Annotated in this window: 13 protein-coding genes; 8 read left to right on the top strand and 5 right to left on the bottom strand. The window is 71.3% G+C overall.

Features of this window, described 5'->3' with window-relative positions:
* From ACWD0Y_RS33185 to ACWD0Y_RS33200, 4 genes are all read left to right on the top strand, one after another.
* Positions 1–411 (top strand): methionine adenosyltransferase domain-containing protein (locus ACWD0Y_RS33185; protein WP_450263986.1); only part of this gene is annotated, 411 nt, incomplete at its 5' end.
* Between the two features lie 69 nt (positions 412–480).
* Positions 481–1,353 (top strand): methylenetetrahydrofolate reductase [NAD(P)H], encoded by an 873-nt coding sequence (gene metF / locus ACWD0Y_RS33190; protein WP_450263997.1) that lies wholly within the window; start codon positions 481–483, stop codon positions 1,351–1,353.
* A gap of 109 nt (positions 1,354–1,462) precedes the next feature.
* Positions 1,463–2,446, top strand: coding sequence for a carbohydrate kinase family protein (locus tag ACWD0Y_RS33195; protein WP_450263987.1), 984 nt, complete (start codon positions 1,463–1,465; stop codon positions 2,444–2,446).
* A 198-nt stretch (positions 2,447–2,644) separates the two neighbouring features.
* Positions 2,645–3,760 carry a transaldolase family protein gene (locus ACWD0Y_RS33200; RefSeq protein WP_450263988.1) on the top strand — a complete coding sequence of 372 codons (1,116 nt, stop codon included), beginning with the start codon at positions 2,645–2,647 and terminating at the stop codon, positions 3,758–3,760.
* Between the two features lie 77 nt (positions 3,761–3,837).
* Here the strand turns inward: ACWD0Y_RS33200 and pabB are convergent, their stop codons facing one another.
* Together pabB and ACWD0Y_RS33210 are read right to left on the bottom strand one after the other, a co-directional pair.
* Positions 3,838–6,042 carry an aminodeoxychorismate synthase component I gene (gene pabB / locus ACWD0Y_RS33205; protein WP_450263989.1) on the bottom strand — a complete coding sequence of 735 codons (2,205 nt, stop codon included), beginning with the start codon at positions 6,040–6,042 and terminating at the stop codon, positions 3,838–3,840.
* A gap of 48 nt (positions 6,043–6,090) precedes the next feature.
* Complete coding sequence (locus ACWD0Y_RS33210) at positions 6,091–6,918, bottom strand: methyltransferase (RefSeq protein WP_450263990.1); 828 nt, start codon at positions 6,916–6,918, stop codon at positions 6,091–6,093.
* A 284-nt stretch (positions 6,919–7,202) separates the two neighbouring features.
* Between ACWD0Y_RS33210 and ACWD0Y_RS33215 the strand changes: the two genes are divergently transcribed.
* Positions 7,203–9,158 (top strand): helix-turn-helix domain-containing protein, encoded by a 1,956-nt coding sequence (locus ACWD0Y_RS33215; RefSeq protein WP_450263991.1) that lies wholly within the window; start codon positions 7,203–7,205, stop codon positions 9,156–9,158.
* Here ACWD0Y_RS33215 and ACWD0Y_RS33220 read toward each other — a convergent pair.
* From ACWD0Y_RS33220 to ACWD0Y_RS33230, 3 genes are all read right to left on the bottom strand, one after another.
* The gene (locus ACWD0Y_RS33220) at positions 9,098–10,324 is read right to left on the bottom strand and encodes an IS701 family transposase (RefSeq protein ID WP_450263992.1); all 1,227 of its coding nucleotides are present in this window, start codon (positions 10,322–10,324) and stop codon (positions 9,098–9,100) included. The genes ACWD0Y_RS33215 and ACWD0Y_RS33220 overlap by 61 nt on opposite strands.
* A gap of 262 nt (positions 10,325–10,586) precedes the next feature.
* A complete protein-coding gene (locus ACWD0Y_RS33225) occupies positions 10,587–11,420 on the bottom strand; it encodes an alpha/beta fold hydrolase (RefSeq protein WP_450263998.1) in 834 nt (277 codons plus the stop codon).
* A gap of 268 nt (positions 11,421–11,688) precedes the next feature.
* The gene (locus ACWD0Y_RS33230; protein ID WP_450263993.1) at positions 11,689–12,279 is read right to left on the bottom strand and encodes a CGNR zinc finger domain-containing protein; all 591 of its coding nucleotides are present in this window, start codon (positions 12,277–12,279) and stop codon (positions 11,689–11,691) included.
* A 155-nt stretch (positions 12,280–12,434) separates the two neighbouring features.
* On the opposite strand from ACWD0Y_RS33230, the gene ACWD0Y_RS33235 reads away from it, so the two are divergent.
* From ACWD0Y_RS33235 to ACWD0Y_RS33245, 3 genes are all read left to right on the top strand, one after another.
* The gene (locus ACWD0Y_RS33235; protein ID WP_450263994.1) at positions 12,435–12,641 is read left to right on the top strand and encodes a hypothetical protein; all 207 of its coding nucleotides are present in this window, start codon (positions 12,435–12,437) and stop codon (positions 12,639–12,641) included.
* Positions 12,642–12,710: 69 nt separating this feature from the next.
* Complete coding sequence (locus tag ACWD0Y_RS33240; protein WP_450263995.1) at positions 12,711–13,199, top strand: hypothetical protein; 489 nt, start codon at positions 12,711–12,713, stop codon at positions 13,197–13,199.
* A gap of 262 nt (positions 13,200–13,461) precedes the next feature.
* Positions 13,462–14,877, top strand: a complete 1,416-nt coding sequence (locus tag ACWD0Y_RS33245) for a DEAD/DEAH box helicase (protein WP_450263996.1) — start codon at positions 13,462–13,464, stop codon at positions 14,875–14,877.
* Positions 14,878–14,950 lie beyond the last annotated feature (73 nt).

The following is a 14,950-nucleotide window of genomic DNA, read 5'->3' on the forward strand; positions in this document are numbered from 1 at the left end:
GACACGTACGGCGGCATGGCCCGCCACGGCGGCGGTGCCTTCTCCGGCAAGGACCCGTCCAAGGTCGACCGCTCGGCCGCGTACGCGATGCGCTGGGTCGCCAAGAACGTGGTGGCCGCGGGGCTCGCCGCGCGCTGCGAGGTCCAGGTCGCGTACGCGATCGGCAAGGCCGAGCCGGTCGGTCTCTTCGTCGAGACCTTCGGCACCGCCACGGTCGAGGTCGAGAAGATCGAGAACGCCATCGGCGAGGTCTTCGACCTCCGTCCGGCCGCGATCATCCGCGACCTCGACCTGCTGCGTCCGATCTACGCCCAGACCGCCGCCTACGGCCACTTCGGCCGCGAGCTCCCCGACTTCGCCTGGGAGCGCACCGACCGCGTGGACGCCCTGCGCGCGGCTGTGGGGCGGTGAGCTGTGCCGGAGCATCACGGGCGGTGTGCCGCGGCCGAGGGCACCTTGCCCTTCGCCGCCGGCGGGGACATGGGCTCCTTCTCCTTCGAGTTCTTCCCGGCGAAGACCGAGACGGGGGACCGTGCGCTCTGGGAGGTGATCCGCCGGGCCGAGGCGCTGTCCCCCTCGTTCGTCTCGGTCACCTACGGTGCGGGCGGCTCCTCCAGGGCCCGTACGGTCGAGGCCACACGGCGTATCGCGGCCGAGACCACGCTCCGTCCGGTGGCCCACCTCACCGCCGTCGGCCACTCCGTGGCCGAACTGCGGCGGATCGTCGGGCAGTACGCCGACGCCGGCATCCGGGACATCCTCGTGCTGCGCGGTGATCCGCCCGGCGACCCCACCGGCGCGTGGGTCCCGCATCCGCGGGGCCTGACCTACGCGTACGAACTCGTCGAACTCGTGCGCTCACTGGGCGAGTTCACCGTCGGGGTCGCCGCCTTCCCCGAACGGCACCCGCGCTCGGCCGACTGGGAGAGCGAGATCCGGCACTTCGTCGCCAAGTGCCGGGCGGGCGCCGACTACGCGATCACGCAGATGTTCTTCGACGTCGAGGACTACCTGAGGCTGCGCGACCGGGTGGCCGCGGCGGGCTGTGACATTCCGATCATCCCCGAGATCATGCCGGCCACCGACGTCCGTCAGATCAGCCGTTTCGCCGAACTCAGCGGCGCGGCCTTCCCCGAGGAACTCGCGCACCGGCTCGAGGCCGTCCGCGGTGACCGGGACGCCTCGTACCGCGTCGGTGTCGAGCACGCGACGGCCATGGCGTGCCGCCTGCTGGCCGAAGGCGCGCCCGGACTGCACTACATCACGCTCAACCGCTCCTCGGCGGCCTTCGAAACCCATCGCAACGTCCTTGACGCCGTCAGCCCGAGGCGCGGTCTGGCCGTCGGCCGCTGATGTCACGGGCCGTACGGGTGCCGCCGAGCGGCCCGCAACCCGAACTCTGCCACTGCCGAAACGCGAAGCGGCTGTCACCGGCCGCCGAGAGCGACTCCTGGGGGACGCCGTGCGTCTTGTCATCACCGGTTCCATTGCCACCGACCATCTGGCGACGTTCCCCGGAAGGTTCGCCGACCAGCTGATAGCCGATCAGCTCTCCCACATCTCCCTCTCCTTCCTCGTCGACGACCTGGAAGTGCGGCGCGGGGGAGTCGCCGCGAACATCGCTTTCGGCCTCGGCCTGCTGGGGCTGACCCCGTGCCTGGTCGGGTCGGTGGGACCCGACTTCGACGAGTACCGGGTCTGGCTCAAGGAGCACGGGGTCGACACCGAGCACGTGCGGGTGTCCAGCCGGCACCGGACGGCGCGCTTCATGTGCACCACCGATCAGGATCAGAACCAGATCGCCTCCTTCTACGCCGGGGCCATGGCCGAGGCCGCGCGGATCGATCTCTCCGGCGTCGTCGGCGGGACGGGCGGGACGGGCCTGGTGCTGGTGGCCCCCAACGCGCCGGAAGCCATGATCCGGCACACCCGGCAGTGCGCGGAGCTGGGCGTGCCCTTCGCGGCCGATCCCTCCCAGCAGCTCCCCCGGCTGACCCGCGACGAAGTACGACTGCTCGTCTCCGGTGCGCGGTGGCTGTTCACCAACGACTACGAAGCCGCGCTCCTGACCGAACTCAGCGGCTGGACACGGGAGGAGATCCTCTCCCGGGTGGGTGCGTGGATCACCACGCGGGGCGCCCACGGGGTCACCCTCGCGACCGCCGACGGTGCGCAGGAGTCCTTCCCCGCCGTGCCGTCGGCGGCCGTGGCGGACCCCACCGGGGTGGGCGACGCCTTCAGGGCCGGCTTCCTCGCGGGTACGAGCTGGGGGCTCCCGGTCGGCGTGGCGATCCCGCTGGGCTGCGCCATGGCCACCAGGGCATTGGAAACGGTGGGTTCGCAGCAGTACACCGTGTCACCGGCGGACCTGCTGACGCGCGTCGCGGACACGTACGGCGACCAGGTGCGGGACCGCATCGCTCTGTGCCTGGACCTGCCGTCGTGACCGCGGAGGCCGTCGTTCTCCTCTCCCTCGCCGCGTGCGGGACGTACATGAGGCACGTGCGCGGAATCCCCGTCCGCTGGGAGCAGTCCGCGATGACCACGGGCGCGTGGGCGTTTCCGGACCGCGGAGGGGACGCCGAGGAACAGCCGGCCCGTATCCGACAGAGGGAAGAGCGAGCGAGCAGTGCGAGAAACAGGGATGCCTCGTAGGGACACCGTGCTGACGGACCTGGTCCATGAGGGAGTGTCCGTCTGGCTGGGCGGTGTGAGCCGCCGGTCCCTCGCGGACGGAACTCTGAGCCTGCGGACGGCCGGCGGGTGTGTCACCGGAGCCGTGCTGTCCCTGCGTGAGATGGGGCGCGAAATGCGGGACGGCACCGCGTACCAGGAACAGATCGGCCTCCTCGCCGCCCAGGGGGTCTCCGCGGACGAAGCCGTGCGGGCCCTGCACCTCTACGATGCCCGCTGGGCCTGCGACGTGCTGCGGCGGAACTTCACCGCGTCGCGGGGCGCCGACGGCTGGGTGTGCGCGGAGCTGGACCCCCGGTTCGCCGACGATGCCCGCGCCTCGGTCGCCGAGGCGCGCACCGTCGCGCTCGCCGTGAACCGGCCCAACCTGCTGATCACCGTGCCCAGCACTCCTGCGGGCATGACGGTGATCAGCGACTGCGTGGCCGAGGGGATCGGCGTGAACGCCGGTCACATCTACTCGGTCCGGTGCTACGGAGAGGTGGTGGAGGCCTACTTCGAGGGCATGGGACGGGCGCTCGCCGCCGGGCGGGCCGTCACCGCCTGCCTCTCGGTGGCCTCCTTCGAGGCGGCCCGGATGGAGGCAGCGGTGGACGGGTGCCTGGACGAGTTGGAGGACGCGGTCGCCGCGCCGCTGCGCGGCCGGTCGGCGCTGGCCCTCGCCCGGGCGGCCTACCAGCTGTACGAGGAGCGGCTCGGCTCAGGCCGCTGGCGGAAGCTGCGGGCCGCGGGGGCCCGCCCGCAGCGCTTGGCCTGGCCCGGAGCCGGCACACCGGACCCCGCGACGGCGGTCCGTCAGGTGGAGGAACTGGTGGCCTGGAACACCGTCCACACCATGTCGCAGTCGGTCCTTGACGCGGTGGCCCGGCGGGGCCGGCTGCGCGGTGACACCCTGTCCGGGGAGTCCACGGCTTCGAACGAGCTGTTGACGGGCCTGCGGCTGCGGGGTGTCAGCGTCGACCGGACCGCCGAGAAGCTGGCCCGCACGGAGCTCCGGCGAAACGTACGCGACCGGGTGGACCTCGTTGGCTCCGTACGTGACACGTGGCGCCGCACCCAAGGCTGAAGGGCGGTCGCCGGGCGTGCGCTGACCGTTCGGCACACGCCCGGCGACCGCTCAACTCCACTTCTCTTCCCGTCCGTTCAGCGCCGGGGCGCGCTCCTGGAGACCGCCGTGACCGGCCCCCGCCCCGGGAAGGCACATCCGGTCAGCCCGAGCAGCGGCTTCGCCTTGACGGCCGTTTCCTCGAACTCGGCCTCCGCGTCCGACAGCGCGGTGATGGCCCCGCCGATTCCGTACCGTACGCGGCCGGGGGTGATGACGGCCGTACGGATGACGATGCTGAGGTCGGCGGCTCCGGTGAGGGAGAAGTAACCGATCGCCCCCGAGTAGATGCCCCGGGGCCCTCCTTCGAGCCGGTCTATGATCCGCATGGTCCGCTCCTTGGGCGCTCCGGTCATGGAGCCGCCGGGGAACGCGGCGCGTACGCAGCCGACGGCGCCGCTGTCGCGGCGCAGGGTCGCGGTGACGGTGCTGACCAGCTGGTGGACGCCCGCGTACGTCTCGACGCGGAAGATGTCGTCGGCCGCGACCGACCCGACCTCCGAGCACCGGCCCAGATCGTTGCGGACCAGGTCGACGATCATCAGGTTCTCCGCGCGCTCCTTCTCGTCCGTACGGAGTTCCTCCATCAGAGCGGCGTCCTGTGCGGGTGTCTCCCCGCGCGGCCTGGTCCCCTTGATCGGCCGGGACTCGGCGGTGCCGTCGGAGCCGACCCGCAGGAAGCGCTCCGGCGAACTGCTCAGCACCGACAGCTCGCCGAACCGCAGCAGTGCCGCGAACGGGGCCGGAGCGGTATGGCGCAGATACTGGTAGCTCTGCCACGGATCGAGGTCCGCCCGTGCCTCCGCCATGTTGGTGAGGCAGATCTCGTACGACTCACCGGTCCTGATCTCGTCCTGGCAGGAGTCGATGAGGTCCAGGTACTCCTGACGGCTGTGCCGCAGCTCCACCCGCGCACCGACGGCGGGCGGGCCGGGAGCGGGGTCCGGCTCCAGGCCCGCCAGGGCATCGAGCCGGCTCGCCGTCCGGGTCAGCCAGGACCGCGCCGCGTCCCCGGCGGCTGCCGCGTCCCCGGCCGTCGCTTCGTGTCCGGCCGGGCCGGTGCCTTCCTCCGGAGCCAGGGCGAGGAGATACGTGATGCCTTCCCGGTGGTCGAAGACCACGGCGCGGTCGGCGAAAAGCATCGCCGCATCCGGCTCCTCCGAGCGGTGCGCCGGGCGGCCTCCGGGCGCCGGCCTCAGCTCGTATCCCAGGTAGCCGACCCAGCCGAGCGCGAAGCCGAAGGGCAGTTCCGGCACCTGAGTGGCCGTGCCGCGCAGGTCCGCGTCGAGCCAGTCCAGGAATTCGGCGGCGACGATCTCCGTGCCCGTGCGCGACCTGACCTGGACCGTGCCGCTCGACACGTCCGCCGTGGCGATGCGGGCGAGCGGACCGGAGGCGTCACCCATGACGGAGAAGCGGCCGAGGACACCGTCGGTCCTGCTGCTGTCCAGCCAGAAGGCGTGCGAGCCGGCTCCGTACAGGTGCTCGAAGGCGATCTCGTCGCTCCAGCGGGTGCGCAACCGCTTCACGCAGACCTTCAGCCGGCGCTGCGGCGCGGGCCCTTGCGACGGGCCGGACACCGGGCTCCTCCCGGGACGGCCGGCGGCCTGCCGCGCAGAGCCGCCTCCGGAGCCCGGGGTCCACGCCCGCCTCTCCTCGTGGAACTCCTCCACACCGCTCAGTTCCAGGAAATTCCGGAGGAGTCGCATTCCGTGGTCGGTGCCGATCGACTCCGGGTGGAACTGCACACCGTGCAGCGGCCGGTACCGGTGACGCACTCCCATCAGGACGCCGTCGGGGGTCCATGCGGTCGCTTCCAGTTCGTCAGGGAGCCCGGTGACGGCCAGGGAGTGGTACCGGACGGCTTCGAAGGGGGACGGGAGGCCGGCGAAGACGCCCGCTCCCGTGTGCAGTACGGGCGAGACACGGCCATGGCAGGGTTCGGGCGCCAATGTCACACGGCCTCCGCTCGCCAGGGCGATTCCCTGGTGGCCGAGACACACGCCGAGCAGGGGGACCTTCGCGGAACGGATGATGTCCCGGCAGATTCCGAAGTCGGCCGGGCGAGCGGGGTCTCCCGGTCCGGGCGAGATGACCACCCGGTCGAAATCCGCGAGGCAGCCGGGCCGCCAGTGGGCGTCGTCATTGGCGACGACGGTCGGCTCGTGTCCGGAAAGCTGTGCCAGGTAGTCGAAGAGGTTGTAGGTGAACGAGTCGTGGTTGTCGACCAGCAGCGTACGCATCGGTGAGTTCGTCCTCCCTCGGGGCCGCGGTGCGCGAATGCGTGATCGTCAGGCGTGCACGGGCCGGTCCTTCTCCGGCCGTACTCCCACCCGTTCGCGCTGCGCCCCGCGCCGGGCGCCCGAGGCGGCGGCCCGTGCGCCGGTACGGCTGCCCCGCTCTGCCTCGGTGAGGGGCCCCGGGAGCACTTCGAGCAGGGTGTGCTCGATCGGGTCCTGCCCTTCGAGGACGGTGCGGCGCCGCAGGACGCGCAGTTCGCGGCCGCACTCCCCGGCGATTTCCTCCAGGCCGTCCATGTCTCCGCGTTCACAGAAATGCAGCAGCACCGACCCCGTGTCGGTCAGGTGGTGCACTGCTTGCTCCAGATACCTGCGGTGCGTGCGGTATCCGGCATCCACGTACGCGCGTTCATGCACCGACCGGTACGTGTAGTCGACGGGAGCGAGAACGTAGTTGGAGCTCCAGAAGATCCGGTCGAACCGGGCACCGTCGTCGAGCGCGTCGAACAGATCGCTGTGCAGCGCTGTGACGCGGTCGGCGACAGCGTGGCGCTCGGCGTTCAGCCGGGTGTTCTCCACGGCGTTCTCGTTGATGTCCGCCGCCACGGCCGTCCAGCCGGCAAGCGCCGCCTGGACGGCGATCACCCCGGCTCCGCAGCCGATCTCCAGCAGGGACGGCGAACGGGTCCGGGAGTCCGTTCCGGTGAACCCGAGGAAGTCGAGCGCGATGCCGGTCGACGGGGAGTGGACCGGTGCGAATACCTCGTCCAGCAGGTCCCATTCGCGGCCCATCATGGAGAACGTGCGGGGCCGGTCCGGGGCGGTCAGTGACCGCTTGCTGCGTTCCAGTGACTTGAGGTGACTTCGCACGTCGGACATGAATCCTCCGGAACTCGGCCGAGTGGTGGTTTCCTGGCCGCCACTCTTCACGGCTCGCAGCCGCCCCGGAAGGTGACCCGGTGACAGGCCGGCCCACGCGGATGGTGGCTCGGACACCACCCGTCACTTGTGATGTACGACACATTCGGCAACATCTCTGCGGCTTGGGGGAGGTGGCACCTGGGCACAGTGGATGGCCAACGGGTAGGAGCGGAGCTCGTGTTCGTCCCCACGGAGAAGGCATGGAATCGATGAACTCGGCCGAACGGTCAGGTATGAGTGAAATGCTCAGTATTCTCGAACTGCTTGCCGTGGAGGCTCCGTCGACAGAGATCGAAGCCCTCCTCCGACGTGCCCGTGGGGGCGGTGTGGAAGCCGACGTCGTGCCGCAGCTGGAGCGGGCGGAGCGCATGGCCTTCGAGATCCGTGCCCTGTACTCCCGCCGTCAGCAGCGTGAGGCGGAACTGTCCGCGCTGGTGGGCACCGCTCGCGACCTGACTCTTCCGTACGACCTGGACGCCCTGCTGCAGACCATCACCCGGCGCACCCGGACGCTGCTCGGTCTGGACATGTCCTACATAAGCTTCCGCGACACCGCGGCCGGGGACAGCTTCGTGCGCACGGCGGACGGCCACGCGTCGGCGCTCACCGTGGGATACCGCGTCCCGTACTCCTTCGGTCTCGGCGCCGAGGCGATCAAGGAGTCCGTGCCGATGTGGACTCCGGACTACCTGTCGGACGAGCGGATGCGGCACACCGGGGCGCTGGACGAGGTGGTGCGTGCGGAGGGTCTGCGAGCGATCATCGCCGCCCCGCTGAAGTTCGGCGAGGACGCCTTCGGGGTGCTGTACGCCGCGGACCGGAACGTGCGGCACTTCACCATCGGCGAAGTCTCCTTGATGAGTTCGCTGGGGGACATGGCGGCGGTGGCCATCGAGAAGACGCGAACGCTGGAGCGCAGCAACGCCGATGTCGCCATCCTGAAGTCCGGTGCCTCGCGGGACGAGTCCCGGCTGGCGGAGTTCCGCAGGCTGACGGAGCTCCACACCAGGCTCGTGGACCACGCGCTCGCCGGCGGCAGCCTGGACGCCCTTGTCGCCGAGGTGGCGGAGGAGCTCCCGGGCGCGGTGCTGGTACGGGACATGGAGCACCGCCCGCTCTCGGGCGCCGGCGCGATACCCGCGGTCGACGACGCCGAGGTGCTGGCCGCCTGGCGGACCGCCTCGGCAGGACACATGCCGACCGTCCTCGGAACGGGCACCTGGATCGTGCCCGTCACGGTGGGGCACGAGGACCTCGCTGTCGCGCTGCTGCACCCGCGTGAACCGCTGAACGACGCCGACGAGCCGCTGCTGCGGCTGGCCGCCCAGTCCATCGCGGTGCTGCTCCAGGTGCAGCGCGGCGAAGCGGCCGCGGCAAGCCCGTTCCGCGACGAACTGTTCGAGGACCTGCTGGTGGCTCCGCACCGTCCCGCCAAACAGTTCGTCCAGCGTGCTCGCCGCCTGAACATCGATCTCGAACGGCCGCATGTGGTCGTGGTCATCCGCCCGGAAGGAGGCGCGCAGGGCAGAGCGGCCAGCTGGGCGGCCTCGTACGCCCGCCGGATGAACGGACTCAGAAGCATCCAGAACGGCTGCATAGCGCTGTTGCTGCCGGCTGACAACTCCAGTGTCTCCGCCGGGGCGGTGTCCACCGAGCTCAGCCCTCTGCTCGGGCACCCCGTGACGGTCGGCGCGGCCGGTCCGGTCTCCAGTCCCGATCTGATCCAGCAGACCCATCGAGAGGCACTGCGATGCCTTGACGCGCTGGTCTCGCTCGACAACGTCGGCGCGCACGCTTCCCCCGAGGACCTGGGCTTCCTCGGCGTCCTCCTGTCCGACAACCACGATGCCGCGAGTTTCATCAGCGCCACGATCGGGCCGATCCTGGACTACGACGCGCAGCGGACGACGGAGCTCACCAGGACCCTCGACGAGTACTTCGCCGCCGGAGGCAGCCCGACGTACGCGGCGGAGGCCCTGCACGTCCACCCCAACACCGTCTCCCGCCGGCTGGAGCGCATCACCGAACTGCTCGGCGCCGACTGGCTGAAGCCGGAGCGGGCGCTCGAAGTCCAGGTGGCGCTCCGACTGCACCGTACGCATGACGTGCTGCGGCAGAAGCGTGAGAGGACGCGGGCTCAGGCGGACAGGCCGGATCCGTTCGCCGGACGGGCCGACCGCAACGCCGACATGGCGTAGGCACAGGACGCCAGGGTCATGTGGCGGTGCCAGCCCTGGCAGGAGCGGCCTTCGTAGTCCCGCAGACCTATGGTCTCGCCCCGGGTCCGCCAGCCGTCGCCGACCTCATGGATCAGCCGTGTCGTACGCAGCAGGGAGGCCGTTGACGCCGCGTCAAGGCTGGTGAGCCACAACTCGTCCGGCGGGCAGCGGCGTTCGCGCCACACTCCCAGGAGAGTGAGACGGCTGGTCCGCCCCTGGGCGGACGGCTCCACTTCCCGGGAAGAGGGGAGACGCACACCCGCCGTCGCCGTGGCCAGCGGACGTTCCCCCGCCGGTTCGTGACGCCCCTTGCGGGGCAGTACGCAGCGCAGCCGGCGGGCGGGGTCGAGAACGGCGCGCGCCGGAACCACACGTTCGCTGTGGCCGGCCCTCCGGTCCTCGGGGGCGCCGGCGAGCAGGGTCTGCCCGCTGATGCGCACGGCGACGGGGAAGTCCCGTTCGAACAGTCCGGCAAGGTGCCGCTGTTCGTCGGCTCCTCGGGCGTCCATCATGACCAGGCGCTCGGAGTTCCCCCACCGGCGGACGTCGCCGAGCAGACCCGTGAGGCAGTCCTGGGGGGTGGTGGCGCTGAGCTCGTCGGGGGCCTCCGCCCCGGTCCGCCGCCGGTCGTCCCGAAGCCGGGCGCCGGGCAGGCGGAGGCGCCAGCTGACCGGTGCGACCAGCCGCTCCGAGGCGTACCACATGCTGTACGCCCGCTGCCCGTTGACCAGTTGGCCGCCGTCGGGCGAGAAGTGCCGGGACACACCCACCGTGTGCTCACCGGCCTTGGGGATCGACACCGGCATGGCCACCCAGGCCCGGGGGGACTCGTCCTCCTCCAGGAAGGCGGCCAGCGCCTTGCGTACCGGGCTCACGGCCCAGTGGGAACTGCTGACGAAGTGGTGCAGCCGCTGCTCGTCTCCGGGCGTGCCGACCGTCGCCGCGATGTTCGCGATCGACTTGCGGCCTTCGGCGGAGAGCAGGCCGTCCATGTACTGGCGCGCCCGGACGCGCTGGTCGTACCGGCGGAACCCCGCGAACAGGGCGGCACAGAGATCGGTGACGACGTCCTCGCGCCCCACGGCCGGACGGGGCGCGACGCGCGGATGACGGGTGAGCCTCTTGAGGGATGTGTCGTCGGCCATTGCGGCGCCTCCTGGTGCGGGGATGTTCTTCGCCCGCCCACCAGGCTTCCCCCGGCGGCCGCTTCCGGCGAGGTGTGCCGGGCACACCCCGCCGGGGCCGTGAGGTGGCCGGAGCACCGTCATGGGCCGGAAGCCGGTCAGGAACGGGGACAGGACGGCCGTGGGGTGGTGGTCCCGTCACCACCCCGGGGCGGGCCGTGGCACCACCCGCGCCCGGGCATCACGGAACACGCGCCACGGACTGCGCGGCTTGGGACGTGCGTTACGGGAGAGCGTGGAGGAAGGTCAGCAGGGCGGAGACCAGCGCGGCGGGGGCGTCCAGGGGCACGAGATGTCCGGCGTCCGGGATCACGGTGAGCCGCGCTCCGGGAATGGCGGAAGCCAGTTCATGACTTTTGGCCACGGGAATCCAGGTGTCCTCCGCGCCCCAGCACACCATGACCGGAAGGCTGATCTGCGGGTACAGCTCCTGGATCTCGTCCGTGTACCGCTGATCGGCCTGCGCGATCTGCCGGTAGAAGGCGGCTTGGCCGTCCTCGTCCGACCAGGGGGCGACCAGTTGGTCGGACACATCGGAACGCAGCCCCTGAAAACTCGCCGAGCTGACGTATTCGCGGACCAGTGCGCGATGCAGCGAGAGCGGAAGCTGTTCGAACGTTTCGGTGTTCCGCCCCACCAGGCGGAAGAACGGCGAGCCCCACGGAGCCAGGGCGACGGGGTCGACGAGGGCCAGCCCGCGGTAGGCGGCCTTGTGCAGCAGGTGGGCCCTCAGGGCGACGGCGCCGCCGAAGTCGTGCGCGATCACGGCGGGGTCCGACAGCTTCCAGTGCTCCAGCAGTTGGGCGAACACCTCTCCCTGGGCGGCCAGGGAGACGTCCTGCCCCCGGTGCTTCTCGGAGGAGCCGTAGCCCGGCATGTCCCAGACGAACACCTGGTACTGCTGCGCGAGCGCCTGCGCGATTTCCCGCCAGACGAACGAGGAGAAGGGCGTGCCGTGCAGCAGTACGACGGGCTTCCCGTTCTCCGGCCCCTGCCGGTCCCACCGGACCGTGCCGGACGTGCTGCGGAAGCTCTCGTTCAACTGCCAGTCGGTCAATGTCCTCATCCCTTCGGTGTGCGGGTCGCCCCGGCGAGTCCCTTCTGCGGGATCGCCCGGGTGTCCGCCGCCCGTGAAGCGGAACGGCGACATGGCCGCGCAAGGACCTGACCGCACAGGGGTCTTGGCACACCCGGTTGATCTCTGCGGGCAAGCCTCTCATCGGGTACCCGCACGTGCACGCAGGCGTGGATCCCCGGACGGGAGTCGCCGGGCGGCCCCGACGGGGAGGCGGCCGGCCGGTGCTTCAGCGGTCGTGTGTCCGGCGTCAGGCGGCCGGTCCCTCGCCGCTCTGCTGCTGACGGGCGCGGTGGTTGGCGACGTTGAGGCGGTTGCCGCACAGGCCGGGCATGCAGTAACGGCGGCGTCCGGCCTTGCTGGTGTCGACGAACATGCCGTCGCACACCGGTGAGGCGCAGTGCCGGAAGCGGTCATGGCTGAGGGTGTGCAGGACCCCGAGCAGTCCGGCGCCCACGAGGACGGCGAGTTCGTCGGCGACGGAGGCGTGGGGCGCGGTGGTGATGTGCCACTGCCAGCGGCCTTCGGCGTCCCGGAGCAGGGCCGGTCCGGTGGCCGCCCGCCCGACGAGTCTGTTGGCCCCGTCGGCGGCCTCGTCCTCGGAGGTGGCCTCCAGCAGGGCGCGGGTCTCCCGGCGGAGGGCGTGCACCTGGGCGAGGTCGTCGTCGGTCGGCCGGCCGTCCTGGAACTTGGCGTCGAGGTGGAGGCCGTGTTCGTCGAGGAACTGCGCCAGGGCGGCCGGGTCGGGGAGGGCCTCGCCCGTGCTGACGCGTACCGCGGCTGAGGTGTTGACGAGGTCGGTGGCCGCACCCGCCCCCCAAGCGTAATCGGAAAAAAGCATTTTCAAGCCTTACCTCATGCTACGGTAATGGGAGAAAGGCAACTATACCCCTTAGCTTGCAGGGAGGGGGCGGTGCGGGCGTGGGCTGCGACCGCACCGCGTGACGGAAGCACGGCCCTCCGCCGTCCCCAGCGTCCGGGAAGGAATCGCTGCTCATGCACGCTCTCCTCCGTTACGTACTCCTGATCGTCAAGGACGTGGCATACGGCATCAACGCCGGGCACGCGATCAGGCACGGCCTGGAGCCTCCGGCGCCCCGCCACCGGCCCGCCCGCCCCCACGCACCGAAGACGTCGCGCCGCGAACACACCGCGCGGCCCGTGAAGCTCGCGGCACACGACGTGTCGCGGCAGGGGACCTGACGACGCCACGGCGGATCGTCGGCTCCGGCCGGCCGCGACCGCCTTCCAGACCTTCGAAGGAGACCCCCCATGGACACCGGAGCCTTCCTCGCCTACCTCGACGGGCGTCAGTTGCGCTGGCGGCTCACGCTTGACGAGTGCATCGAGGCGGCGGGCCACGACCCCCGGGCGCGGCTGCTGGCCGTCTTCGACGCGCTCCGCGCATGGGCGCGTTCGCCTTCGGGCGGCTTGCGCAGCAGTGCGTTCATCAACGCCCATTTCGAACTGGCCAAGTCACCGGATCCCGGCCGCACGGTGATCGCCCGGCACAAGCGAGCGCTGCGCGGCCGGATGCTCGAACTCGCCGAGACGACCGGTGCGCCCGACCCCGGCCTCCTCGTGGACCAGCTGCTGCTGGTATACGAAGGAGCGGTCGCCAACCACTCCCTGGGCAACGTCGCCGAGCCCGCGGACAAGGCGCACAGCACGGCCCGGCAGCTCATCGCCGCCGCGACACCGCAGCCCATGGACGCCTTCTGGGCCGGCGACGCCGAGAACAGCGGGGACCGCGGCCTCTGATCCGGCCGCCTCCGGGACGCGCACCTGCGCGGGAGAACGGGGACGCCGAGGGGGAGCGCCGCCCATGGCCTGACGAACCCTGACGAACAGGGGTGACGAGCGCCCGTCGCGGGGGGCGCCGCACGGGGAAGGCGAGCTGCCGGGCCGGCAGGCGTCCGGGAGCCCGCTGGTAACCTGGGGGCACGCTTCGACACCGCCGGGGCCCGTACCGAGGGGTACGGGCCCCGGCGCGTTCCGGGCGCCAGACCGAGGAAGGTTTCCCATGAACGCGCAGCCGCCGGCTCCTGGACTCTCGCGTACCGGCAAGCCCCGGCGTGCGACAGCACCGCAGGGCGAACTCTCGACGCTGCAGACGGTGGCCCCGGGCCTGCCGCCGGCCGAGTCCTTCGACGCACTCGGACTGCCGCCGGAGCTGATGAAGACGATGACCGGCCTCGGGGTGAAGGAGCCTTTCCCGATCCAGGCGGCCACCCTGCCCAACGCGCTGGCCGGCCGTGACGTCCTCGGCCGCGCGCGGACCGGCTCCGGCAAGACGCTCGCCTTCGGGCTTGCGCTGCTGGTCCGGACGGCCGGCCTGCGAGCGGAGCCGAAGCGGCCGCTCGCGCTGGTCCTGGTGCCGACCCGGGAGCTCGCGCAGCAGGTGAGCGAGGCGCTGACGCCGTACGCGCAGGCGCTGAACGTGCGCCTGGCGACGGTGGTCGGCGGGCTGTCGATCAACCGGCAGGTGGCGCTGCTGCGGACCGGCGCCGAGGTGGTCGTCGCGACGCCGGGGCGGCTGGCCGACCTGGTGTCGCGCCGGGACTGTCACCTGAACCAGGTGCGGATCACGGTGCTGGACGAGGCGGACCAGATGTGCGACCTGGGGTTCCTGCCACAGGTTTCGGAAATCCTGGACCAGGTCCGCCCCGACGGGCAGCGGCTGCTGTTCTCGGCCACGCTCGACCGCAACGTCGACCAGTTGGTACGGAACTACCTGCACGACCCGGTGCTCGCCTCGCTCGACCGGGTGGCGGGCTCGGTCACCACGATGGAGCACCACGTCCTGAACATCCACGCCGCCGACAAGTACGCGACCGCGACCGAAATCGCCGCGCGGGACGGCCGGGTGCTGATGTTCCTGGACACCAAGGCCGGCGTCGACCAGTTCACCCGTCACTTGCAGGCCAGTGGTGTACGGGCCGCCGCCCTGCACAGCGGGAAGTCGCAGCCGCAGCGCACGCACACGCTCGCCAGGTTCAAGGACGGTGAGATCACCGTGCTGGTGGCCACCAATGTCGCGGCGCGGGGCATTCACATCGACGCACTCGACCTTGTCGTCAACGTCGACCCGCCGGCCGATGCCAAGGACTACCTGCACCGTGGCGGGCGCACGGCACGCGCCGGGGAATCGGGGAACGTGGTCACCCTGGTCACCCCCGGCCAGCGGCGCGATGTGAACCGGATGATGGCCGACGCCCGCATCCGGCCGACTGTCACACAGGTGCGCTCCGGCGAGGAGAAGCTGACCGCCATCACCGGGGCGAAGCGCCCACCGGTCGAAGGGAAGACCGGTGGCAACGCCCCCTTCCGCGGCCTCGGCGCCCGTCCGGGCCGCCCCGCGAAGGAGTCCCGCAAAGCCGCCGAGGCCCGCAAGACGGCGGAAGCCCGCGCGGCGGCCCGGGTGCGCAAGGGCCGCTGACACCGGACGGACCTGCCGCATCGCCGCCGCGGGACACAGGCGCAGGGCGCGGGCCCGTATCGCGGACCCCTGC

The sequence above is a fragment of the Streptomyces altiplanensis genome, from assembly GCF_053591575.1.

Excerpts from the sequence above, each read along its gene's own strand:
- metF (WP_450263997.1), top strand. The coding sequence starts at position 481 with ATGGGCTCCTTCTCCTTCGAGTTCTTCCCGGCGAAGACCGAGACGGGG.
- ACWD0Y_RS33200 (WP_450263988.1), top strand. The coding sequence starts at position 2,645 with ATGCCTCGTAGGGACACCGTGCTGACGGACCTGGTCCATGAGGGAGTG.
- pabB (WP_450263989.1), bottom strand. The coding sequence starts at position 6,042 with ATGCGTACGCTGCTGGTCGACAACCACGACTCGTTCACCTACAACCTC.
- ACWD0Y_RS33210 (WP_450263990.1), bottom strand. The coding sequence starts at position 6,918 with ATGTCCGACGTGCGAAGTCACCTCAAGTCACTGGAACGCAGCAAGCGG.
- ACWD0Y_RS33215 (WP_450263991.1), top strand. The coding sequence starts at position 7,203 with ATGCTCAGTATTCTCGAACTGCTTGCCGTGGAGGCTCCGTCGACAGAG.
- ACWD0Y_RS33220 (WP_450263992.1), bottom strand. The coding sequence starts at position 10,324 with ATGGCCGACGACACATCCCTCAAGAGGCTCACCCGTCATCCGCGCGTC.
- ACWD0Y_RS33230 (WP_450263993.1), bottom strand. The coding sequence starts at position 12,279 with ATGCTTTTTTCCGATTACGCTTGGGGGGCGGGTGCGGCCACCGACCTC.
- ACWD0Y_RS33235 (WP_450263994.1), top strand. The coding sequence starts at position 12,435 with ATGCACGCTCTCCTCCGTTACGTACTCCTGATCGTCAAGGACGTGGCA.
- ACWD0Y_RS33240 (WP_450263995.1), top strand. The coding sequence starts at position 12,711 with ATGGACACCGGAGCCTTCCTCGCCTACCTCGACGGGCGTCAGTTGCGC.
- ACWD0Y_RS33245 (WP_450263996.1), top strand. The coding sequence starts at position 13,462 with ATGAACGCGCAGCCGCCGGCTCCTGGACTCTCGCGTACCGGCAAGCCC.